Genomic DNA, 1706 nt, shown 5'->3' on the forward strand with positions numbered 1-1706 from the left:
GGCGCCAGCGAAACCTACGCCTACCGCCATCACGTCATCACCCGTCGGACTCTGAAAACCGGCTTCAGCTTCTATTTCGAGTGGAGTCAGTACAGCCCCAGCGGCAAGTGTCTGCGTCAGTGGGGCGATCTCGGCATTTACGATTACCGCTTTGAATGGGATACCGCCAATAAAGTCTCCCACGCCTTCGACAGCAACGGCGGCAAAACCACTTACTACTACGACCACCGCGGCAAGATCATTAAGGAAATCGATCCCGAAGGCGGGGTCACGCGCATGGCCTACAACAAACAGGGCCAGCTGATCGAACATATCGACCCGGAAGGCGGCGTCACCCGTTACGCATACGACGAGCAGGGATTACTGACGCAACTGACCGACGCCACTGGCGCGTCTTACAAAATCCGCTACAACCACCGCGGCCAGCCCGTGGAGATGATCAATCCCCTGGGCCACAGCTGGCGTCGCGAGTACAACGGCCAAGGGCTGCTGACCTGCGTCACCGATCCTCTCGGCAACCAGACCCGCTACGCCTACAACGAACGCGGCCTGCCGCAGACCATCACCGACGCCGCCGGCAACGAAAAAACCTTCGTCTGGAATGCGCTGGCGCAATTAGTCAGCGAGAGCGTCAACGGCCGCCGCACCGAGTACCTGCTGAACGAAGAGGGCGATATTGGCGCGGTTGTGGACGCGGACCAGCGCACAACCGAATACGAATACGACCTGCTCGGCAACGTCACCCGCGTACAGCATCCGGACGGCTCCGCCGTGCAGTTGCGCTACAACGCCAACAGTCAACTGACCCACTTTATCGACGCCGCCGGCCGCTGCACCGAATACCTGTACGACGGCCTGTCCCAGGTGCGCAAAAAGATCGACCCCAACGGACAGGTGTTTGAATACCTGTACGACAAAGAACGCAACCTGATCGGCCTGATCAACGAGAAGGGCGAGCGCTACAAACTGGGCTACGACCGCAATGAACGCCTCATTCGGGAAATCGGCTTCGACGGCCGCATTCAGGAGTACCAGTACAACCGCGCCGGGCATTTGGTCTCTCATCTGGAAGGCGTCCACATCGACCTGCCGTCGGAACAGGCCAACACCACCCGCTTCAGCCGCGACCCCTTGGGCCGGCTGCGGGAAAAACACAGTCCGGACGGCGAGGTCAGCCAGTTCCACTACGATGCGGCGGGACGGCTCACTGAGGCGAGCAATCCTCACCGACAATTGCGCTTCGCCTACAACGCGCTGGGACAGCTAACGGAAGAGCGTCAGGACCAGCATGTGCTGCGCCATGATTACGATCCCCTGGGCCTGCGCACGCAAACCCAGTTAGCGGACGGAACCCGGCTTAACTTCGCCTACGATCAGCATGGCCTGTTCAGCGAAGCCCGCTACAACGATAACCTGCTGACGCAGATCACCCGGGATGAACAGGGCCGCGAAATCGCTCGCCAGCAGGGCGCGCTGCAATCCCAGTATGAATACGACCTGATGGGCCGCCTGAGCCGCCATCGCGTCAACCATGAAGCCAACAAAACACAGCTGATCGACCGCCATTATCAGTATGATCACCATGGCAATCTGGCGTTGATCGACGATCTGCAAAAAGGCGCGACCCGCTACCATTACGACGCCCTGGACCGTCTCAAGCAGGTGGAGAGCTACTGCAACGAGCAGTTCGACTTCGACCCGGCGGG

1 pseudogene is annotated in these 1706 nt (G+C 60.0%); it reads left to right on the forward strand.

The features are described from left to right. Positions 1 to 1706, forward strand: a pseudogene (locus tag ONV78_RS31800) (RHS repeat protein); the annotation flags it as partial.

Source organism: Hahella sp. CR1, from assembly GCF_029813005.1.
Taxonomy (GTDB): Bacteria; Pseudomonadota; Gammaproteobacteria; order Pseudomonadales; family Oleiphilaceae; genus Hahella.